General features: G+C 43.6%; 5 protein-coding genes, 1 pseudogene and 1 riboswitch. Of the genes and pseudogenes, 3 read left to right on the top strand and 3 right to left on the bottom strand.

The features are described 5' to 3' along the window. Positions 1–142: 142 nt before the first annotated feature. Positions 143–811 (bottom strand): sel1 repeat family protein, encoded by a 669-nt coding sequence (locus N482_RS17345; protein WP_063378237.1) that lies wholly within the window; start codon positions 809–811, stop codon positions 143–145. Positions 812–1,296: 485 nt separating this feature from the next. Next, a riboswitch (cyclic di-GMP riboswitch) is annotated at positions 1,297–1,379 on the top strand. Between the two features lie 230 nt (positions 1,380–1,609). Between N482_RS17345 and N482_RS24460 the strand changes: the two genes are divergently transcribed. The 3 genes from N482_RS24460 to N482_RS17330 are packed head-to-tail and all read left to right on the top strand — an operon-like array spanning position 1,610 to position 7,849. After that, a complete protein-coding gene (locus tag N482_RS24460; RefSeq protein WP_081228041.1) occupies positions 1,610–3,412 on the top strand; it encodes a cellulose binding domain-containing protein in 1,803 nt (600 codons plus the stop codon). Between the two features lie 13 nt (positions 3,413–3,425). After that, the gene (locus N482_RS17335; RefSeq protein ID WP_063378236.1) at positions 3,426–6,593 is read left to right on the top strand and encodes a DUF1592 domain-containing protein; all 3,168 of its coding nucleotides are present in this window, start codon (positions 3,426–3,428) and stop codon (positions 6,591–6,593) included. A 29-nt stretch (positions 6,594–6,622) separates the two neighbouring features. Then, positions 6,623–7,849: a DUF1552 domain-containing protein gene (locus N482_RS17330; protein ID WP_063378235.1), complete on the top strand. Its 1,227-nt coding sequence runs from the start codon at positions 6,623–6,625 to the stop codon at positions 7,847–7,849. 87 nt (positions 7,850–7,936) lie between these two features. Here the strand turns inward: N482_RS17330 and N482_RS24455 are convergent. Both N482_RS24455 and N482_RS17325 read right to left on the bottom strand, forming a co-directional pair. Next, positions 7,937–8,131, bottom strand: a pseudogene (locus N482_RS24455) (IS3 family transposase); the annotation flags it as partial. A 23-nt stretch (positions 8,132–8,154) separates the two neighbouring features. After that, a complete protein-coding gene (locus N482_RS17325) occupies positions 8,155–8,610 on the bottom strand; it encodes an IS110 family transposase (RefSeq protein WP_063378234.1) in 456 nt (151 codons plus the stop codon). Positions 8,611–8,675 lie beyond the last annotated feature (65 nt).

Raw genomic sequence — 8,675 nt, 5'->3', positions numbered from 1 at the left:
ACAAAGTGCGATCCCGCCCTGATTTATTTAATGAGTTAAAAAAGTGGCTTTATTCGCCCATTTCAATTTGGAATACAACGTCGTTCAACAATACGAAGGCTTATTGCGATCCTGTTGCATACCTTATTCGGACTGTTGCGGACTATATGTGTCCATTATTTTTTAATAATTGAATTGTTGCTTCTTCACTTAGTTTTGATGACGAACAAAGCACATAGCCTCGCGACAAAGAAACTTGAATCGATTGTTCCTTAATAATCGGGGCTCCAAAAACAAATGCTCCCTTATTTATCAAGAAGGGCTTTATATTGCCTACCATTAGAGATTTATAGTCTGAACCTCTGCACAGTTTTATAGCTCTAGCGTGCCATTCAGATTGTGTCGAATCATTTGCATAGAAAACACCATTAACCACTTGCATATAAAACAGCCCGTCGCTAATGACTTCTGTAAAATCTTCTGGAGGTGGTCTATGTTCTTCATAAATTCTTTTGAAATGCAGGGCCTTTTGAGTATTAGGAGTCAGCCCTACACAACCAGTCCTATAGCAAAGTTCTAAAACAAAAGCTGCACGCCAGTTATTGAGCTCCCCGGCCTGTAAAAGCCACTTTATTGCTTCTGCACAATCCGCGTGTGTTGGCTTGCAGCCACCGTTGTTTCTTTCATATAGCAGCACAAATAAAGAGTACATTGCCTCGGTATCACCTGCGTTGGCAGATAACAATAGTGCTTGCTCTTGCTTAACTTCCTCCGCATATACAAAAGTATTGATACAAAAGATTGTGACTATTATTGAGACGATAATTTTCATCAATGAGTCCTATGGCTTGCTTAACCGACGTAAAAAGCAGACTAAATTAAGCGAAGTATGAGCGCAGGTTTTAACTTCTGCTTTGTTTTTTAAAACTAGAGCCCCTCGTCACTGAATTAATGCTTGCTTTAGAAGTACCCACTTGCAGCTATCCTAGCAAAATTAGGAATCGCTAAGTTGAAGGTATGTTTTAAATGAAAACGTGGACATTTTTAGGACACCTAAATATTCGCATAATTGAAAGGTTTACACACGTTTTTTGCTACGCGATTCATCTAAAATGAGCAAATAAACAGCGACCTTATTTCAATTAGCATCTATTTTGTTTACAGGTAACAAGTTTCTAATTAATAAAGAATTATTAGATAGGCACTCAGAGTTTTGTATGGCCTTTTACAGCTCAACAGGATGAAATGTGCAAATACTGTGAAAGTTGCGGTTAGGGCTTTGCGATTATTGCAATTTTAAGCTAACTTGCTTTAACAGGCTTAAAATAGCAAACCTTTTGAAAGAGAGGGACGCAAAGCTTCCGGTCTAAGGTGAAAACTAAGATAGCGGGGTTGCTGAATGCCAATGTTTATCATGCTGACCATGTGCACGCTTTTGTATTGAATGCGCATCAGCGAAGCTGACCGGTATTCACTCCTATGGCAGTTATTGTCATACCTCTATTTCGTGATCTTTCCTCATACCTGAACTTGCTCTAGCTATTGTGGCCTGTGAGCTCTGGTCAACGCCAATTTAGCGATGAACAGCAGGGAAATAACATGTCAAATGGCAATGTTTCGGGGAATTTTCATGAGACAAATTAGGTACAACAGCAAGCAGCACCATTTTTTTAAAATTGGTCTCTGCTTTATGGCTTTGGGGCACTCCATACACAGCTTAGCTGCACAATGTGAGTTCAAAGTTAAAAATGAATGGCAAAGTGGCTATACCGCAGAGGTCACGGTACATAACACGTCTAACGTAGTTATCAATGGTTGGGAAGTAGGGTTAGAGTTTGCGCAGGGTGAGTCAATAAATAATGCTTGGCGAGCGCAGCTTACCGGCAACAGCCCATATCAATTTGAAAACCTTAATTGGAATCGCACTATTAATCCGAGTTCATCTCAATCTTTTGGCTTTAACGTCAAGAAAATTAATGGACAAGATGCTGTTGCGCCAAGATTATTTGGTGTTTGTGAGAGTGGCTCACAAGATGACAATGATGAAGTCAAAGTTGAAATTACCGCATCTAATACTCAAGAAACTGTACCTGCAACAATCAGCTTTACTAGTGAAGCGACAAATTTACCGTCAGATCATGTGAGCTACCGGTGGGATTTTGGTGATGGTTACAGTTCAAATGACGCAAACCCGCAGCATATATTTGAGCAAGCTGGTTCTTATCAGGTTTCATTGACCATCAATGATGGCGCTACTGACTATCATGCTACACCGATTGCGCTCGCGATTAGTGAAGCTGAACCAGAGTCTGCGCAATGTGTTTTTGAAGTTGAACAAGAATGGATCTCAGGTTTTCGTGGCAAGGTAACCATCACTAATACCGAAAGTATTGCTATTTCAAGTTGGAAAGTGCTAATGGCATTTGCAGATAACACCAAGTTGACGGGGGTTTGGCATGGCAGACACAGCGGGAATAACCCCTATGAGGTTATTAATGAAAACTACAATGGCACTATCAATCCAGGGCAGAGTTTAAATTTTGGCTTCAATGCGCAAAAGGCGAATGAAAATGATACACCAAAAACGCCATCACTTGGTGGTTTATGCTCGGTAGATAGCGACCTTAATCATGCCCCATCAGCAGTCGCTTCAGCCTCTGTAACAACGGGAGAACGTCCATTAGTTGTTAACTTTGACGGCAGAGGCTCTTCTGATCAAGATGGAGATGCACTGACTTTTAGCTGGGATTTTGGCGATGGAACTACCTCGAACGAATCAAGCCCTTCACATGTTTTTGACGAAGAGGGCGCTTTTTCAGTCAAATTAACGGTAAGTGATGGTGTTAATCGCACGGTTAGTGAACCGATCAATATTCAAGTTTCAGAGCCCGATGTCACCCCCATAGGCCAATCTTTCGTTCTTAACCCCCAAAGCTCTAGCCTTTACTTTGTCTCAACCAAAAAACAGCACTTAGTCGAAGCGCATACGTTTGACACCCTGAGTGGCAGTATTTCTACAGAAGGCGAAGCAAATTTAACCATTGATCTGGCAGGTGTCGACACAGGTAACGAGACCCGCGACGGCAGAATGAAGGAGTTTTTATTCGAGACTGACTCATTCCCAACAGCAGAAGCCCAGCTCTCTATTGATTATGCAGCATTAATAGCACTCCCCATTGGCAGTTCTGAAAAGCAATCGATATCGGCCACGCTTAACCTTGCAGGGGTTATAAAAGAAGTAAACGCTGATGTTGTTATTAGACGCCTTGCGAACAATAACGTTTTGGTGCAAAGCCTAACGCCAATTGTGCTAGATGCAACAGACTTTGGCTTAGAGTCAGGTATAGAAACGCTTAAAACGTTGGCGAGCTTATCTGTTATCAGCTATGCGGTTCCCGTGAGCTTTAGTCTCGTATTCGAAGCACAAGAGTAAGAGGGGAAAGAAGATGAAATCCAATAATTTACCACGTTTTTTTGCCTTTACTCGTACTTGGTCTGTGACACCAGTAATCGCTAAATTTGCTGCCTGTATTAGTCTAATGGTGAGTGTGCCTTTTGCTCAGGCAGCACAGTGTTCATATACTATCCCAGATAATTGGAACAATGGGTTTAAAACCGAGATAGTCATTGAAAATGACGCAGACCAAAATCTCAATGATTGGTCAATCGAGCTCACTTGGAATCAAGGTATATCACTGCAAAATAGTTGGAATGGCCAATTCGATTGCAATGACACGGGTTGTATTATCACATCACAAGGCCATACGGTTCATGCCAATCAATCATTTGGCCTAGGTTTTGTTGCCAGTAAAAATGGACTAGCTGAAGAGGTTGTAATTAGTCTCAGTGGCGATATTTGTACGAACTCGGGGCAAACCCCTCCAGACGCTGTTACAGAAACGGGTCTATGGCAGCTGGATAATGCAGAGTCCCTATTGAGTTATGTTTCAGTAAAAAAAGATCACGTTGCAGAGCTGAATCAGTTTGTCTCACAGGATAATGCAGCTCCTGCGTTATCTGGTAGTATTGATACAGATGGGCTTGTTAAGCTTGCTGTAGACCTGAATAGCGTTTCGACTGGTGTGGATATCAGGAATAGTCGAATTTTAGATCTGCTGTTTGAAACGGATTTATTACCTACTGTGTATTTCAGTACACAGATTGACCAAACGCTGTTGAGCGACTTAGAGATTGGCACACCAACTATTCAAAACCTAACGGGTGAGGTTAACTTACACGGTGTTAACCAAGAGATTAGCCTAGATGTGTTGGTGGTAAAACTTGCTACAGGCAAAGTCAATGTCAGTACATTAACGCCCATGATTATCGACAGTAAAACTTTTGATATGGATTATGGCATCGAGGCCTTACGTGTCGTCGCAAACCTAAGTAGCATTGGTGAGGCCGTGCCAGTGTATTTTAACCTGACCTATTTGTCTGCTGAGCAAGACAATTTTCAACCTGTTGCGATGGCAGCCAAACCAGCCGCGCCCACTCAGCTGAGTGCAAGTGTGCTTTCGACCGATAGCAAAGCACAATTGAATTGGCGCGACAACAGCAATAACGAGACTCACTACCTAGTGCGTTTTAAACCTATTGACGGCAGTTGGCAAACTACTGCGGAGCTGGCATCTAACTCAAGTTTTTATGAGTCTGGATTGCCTGAATCGGGCGAGTTTGATTATAAGGTGATTGCGCTCAATAACTCTGTGCCATCAGAGCCAAGCAATATTGAGCGTGTTGTTGTCACGCAAACTAACCCCGTTGCCCGAGGTATGCAACTATACAAAGCTGGTTGTGCAGGCTGTCACGGTTCAGAAGCGGGCGGGCTGGGTTCATTCCCTGCGCTCAATACTGAGCGAGATATACAAACCATGATAGATATCATTACTACCACGATGCCTTACGGTACCCCGAGTGCGTGTGATGAGCAATGTGCAACGGATATAGCGGCGTATCTACAAACGCTTTGGCCAGCGCCTTTGACTTGTGATGTAGGTGTTGCGCCCGTGGCATATGGGGCAAGGCAGTTGAAGATCTTAACTCAAACTGAGTATCAAAACACGGTAGAAGACCTACTGGGTGTGAACTTTGAGGTGTCGGATGGCTTGTCTCCTGACTCACAAGTGGGTTTTTTCATTAATAACACCCACGCAAGTGTTCAGCCGTCTAATTACAGTAATTACTTGCTAGTGGCCGAAGAGGTTTCACAATGGGTTGCTGACAATGACTTTTCACCCGCTTTAAGCTGTGCTGGAATGGACGAAGACTGCGCAAATAAATTGGTTGATGATTTAGCACCAAAAATATTCCGCCGCCCATTAACGCAAGATGAGTCACAAAATTACAGGTTGATTGCAACTGGCTTTTTCCACAATGGAGATATTCAAGCCGGCATGCTATTGGCGTTGGAAGGTCTATTATCTTCACCGCAGTTTATTTATCGCCATGAGTTAGGGGAGCCAAACCCAAGCAACTCAGAGCTAGATGCTGACGCTTTCGAGCTTACTTCTTGGGAAATGGCTACTTTCTTATCTTATACATTTACCGGTTCAACGCCAGATCAGCAACTTTGGCAGGCCGCTGAGCGAGATGAGCTGCGTGATGAGGCCAATATTACGGCCCATGCAAATCGCCTTGCTGGCAGTGCTAAATCTGTTCTAGGCGACTTTGTTGGCAGTTGGTTAGGCACTGGGAGTTTAGAAGTCGCCACTAAGGATCAAAACTTTTACCCGGGTTTTGCACAATTGGTACCTTCGATGAAGGCGGAGATGAACGAAACCTTTTCATACATAATGACCGAGCCTGATGAGAGTTTCAGGTCGTTCTATACCGCAAACTTCACGTTTGTAAATCAGTTACTGGCTGAACACTACAATATCGCAGGTGTCACTGGTGATGAATTGCAAAAGATAGATACAACAGAGCGCGGTGGCATATTAGCCAACGGCGCATTTATGTCTCGTTGGGCTGAGGTTGCTGAGTCTCACCCAATTCTGCGCTCGGTACGCGTGCGTCGTCGTATGCTATGCCAAGATCAACCCGATCCACCGGCGGGAACCTTTGAAGCCAGAGAGCAAAGACTTGCAGAGCTGTCGGACATGTTACAAGACCCAGCAACAACTAACCGACTCAAATATCACAGTTTAACGGAAGGTCAGCCATGTTCTAATTGCCATGAAAAGTACATCAATCCTATGGGGTTCGGGATGGAAGACTTTGACGCAGTCGGCAAAGTTAGAAGTGCTGATAACAACGGTAATGCAATAGATGCATCAGGTACCCTCTTCGCACCTGAGAAATACGCAGAAGTCAGTGATTCAGTGGCATTTAATGGGGCCAAACAATTAGGTGCGGTGATCGCTGACCTATCTTCTGCTCAAAGTTGCTTACCACAACAAATGTTTCGCTACGTCATGGGTGTTGGGCACGACTCAGTCGACCCGTCTAGCGAAGAAGACAGGCGTCTGTCTGAAACAGAACAAATCGGTTACATGTGCGAAATCGACACACTCACAGATGCCATGATGCAAAACAGCCCCAGAGCTATGTTAGAGAAGTTTGGTTCATTGAAGTCTGTGCGTTATCGCAAAGCTTGGTCAAGAAATGAATAGTGCGGGTCATAATACAGAAGGTTAGTAAAATGAAAGATGAACATTTAAATAACATGACGATGTCGCGCCGTAGACTATTAAAGGTGTTTATGGCATCGGGGATTTCTACCGCCTTGATCCGCTCTTCGCCGTTAGTATCTGGTTTGCTGTTCGCAAGAGATGCGGATGCCCAAAGTGCAGGGCTTCCCAATAAAACAGTGTCAATTTATATACCTGGGGGTTCTATCGCGTCGCTTTGGAACCCGACAGGAAGCGGTGACAATATGCAATTAGGTGTCATGTCAGCAGGATATGAACCAGTAAAAACTGAATGTAACTTTATGGTCAACATGTCACATTCAAATGCTGGTCATGGCCGCATGCCAATTCTACTTGCCCAAAACTGGGGCAGTGACAGTTATGACGTCACTATGGGCAATGCCTTAGGCCCTAACCTGCCATTTCGCTATCTCAATTTGGGCGTTCATAGCAATGGTCAAGGGCAGTTAACCAAAGACAATCGTAATCATTTGCCGTTTCAAGAGAACCCTTTCACCGTATATAAAATGGTGTTTGGCAGTGCACAAGGCAGCAATAGCAAAACGCCTATTATGAATGCGCATATGTCGGCAGCCAATGCGATTAAGAACAAACTCGCAGGTTATGAAGTACAAAGGATGAATGACCATCTAGATGCCATTGCAGATACACAAAGGCGTTTAGATGACCTTTATGGCGGTGCCTCCTGCGGTATTGCGCCCGATGAAACTGAATTTCCTTTGACCTTTGATACATTTAGCCAACAAGCACGCCTGCAAGCTGATATTGCCGTGGCTGCATTGCAGTGTAACCTGACAAGCTCTGTATCTCTGGCGTTTGGCAACCACCAATCACAGTTCCGTATTCCTGAATTGAATTTCCAAGGGCACTATCACAATGCAATTCACGGGGGGAGCAATGGCCAACCAAACTACCCGTATTACACCGAGATGCGCAGTCATCTAGGCAGCTTAAGCGCATATTTAATCCAAAAGCTAAAAGCGGCAGGCATACTTGATAGTACCGTCGTGTTAGAAACATCAGATATGGGACATGCAGATAAACATTCAGCTAACCCGTGTTCGTACATTATTGCCGGTGGCGGTGCCCGAGTAAACCGAGGCGTAGTCAGTGATCTAGGTTCTGGTTATAACCAACATGATGTGCTGCACACTGCTGCCAAAGCCTGTGGCGTCGACCTTGATTTTGGTAAGGAAATTCCGGGGGTTATTGTTTAGGACATATAGCAATCTATGAGCTCCTCATATAGGGGCTCATGCATTTCGGGACGGTTATATTTAGAATCTGTGGTCTGCGCAACTGAATCAGGACACTTTTCTTAAGGAACTTTGCTCATACTCTACTGGCGACAGACCACCATTAGCTGTATGAAGTCGTTCTGAGTTGTAATAACGCATATACGCCATGACATCATTTCTCATATGCTCACGAGTTGGTTGTGGTACTTTTAAAAGCCAATCATGCTTTAAGCTGCCGAAGAATCTCTTAACAACAGCGTTGACGCTCCTATGTCAAGGTCAACTTAATTTTGAAAGATCAGATATATAATCGGATATAATTCCCTCGCAATATACCGCTTCAGGCAACGCTGAATTTCTTTGTTTGATTTTCCTTCTGACGACCTTTTCTCAACATATTTTTGTGTTCGGTAGTCATTACTCATTCGTATTAATGCTACTGTCCACACAGTATTGTTAGCATCTCTTGCTCCACCACGGTTTAGCCGATGACGTTGTTGTTTACCCGAAGAGGCATCTAAAGGAGTAACTCCGCACAATGAGGCAAAAGACGACTCTTTTCTTAGACGCTCAGGATTGTCGCCAGCAGCGACCATTAATGTTGCTGCAACATAACTACCTACGACGTATTGCTCCAGCAGTGTTGAAGCGGCTGAAGATGTGAACGATTTAAGTTTTTTATCTATTATTTTTAGCTCTTGCGATAAGGGTTCCCAACGCTGAGATAATAATTTCAACATTTCAACATTTCAACATTTCAACATTTCAACAAGTGGTAATTAAAATGGGTGATGAGATGGACACT

It is taken from the genome of Pseudoalteromonas luteoviolacea NCIMB 1942 (assembly GCF_001625595.1).
Classification (GTDB): Bacteria; Pseudomonadota; Gammaproteobacteria; order Enterobacterales; family Alteromonadaceae; genus Pseudoalteromonas; species Pseudoalteromonas luteoviolacea_A.
Note: the sequence above shows the minus strand (reverse complement) of the source record. Positions and strands in the feature narration are given on the sequence as shown.

What these genes read in the sequence shown, in the direction of transcription:
- N482_RS17345 (WP_063378237.1), bottom strand. Translation starts at nt 811, where the DNA reads ATGAAAATTATCGTCTCAATAATAGTCACAATCTTTTGTATCAATACT.
- N482_RS17330 (WP_063378235.1), top strand. Translation starts at nt 6,623, where the DNA reads ATGAAAGATGAACATTTAAATAACATGACGATGTCGCGCCGTAGACTA.
- N482_RS17335 (WP_063378236.1), top strand. Translation starts at nt 3,426, where the DNA reads ATGAAATCCAATAATTTACCACGTTTTTTTGCCTTTACTCGTACTTGG.
- N482_RS24460 (WP_081228041.1), top strand. Translation starts at nt 1,610, where the DNA reads ATGAGACAAATTAGGTACAACAGCAAGCAGCACCATTTTTTTAAAATT.
- N482_RS17325 (WP_063378234.1), bottom strand. Translation starts at nt 8,610, where the DNA reads ATGTTGAAATTATTATCTCAGCGTTGGGAACCCTTATCGCAAGAGCTA.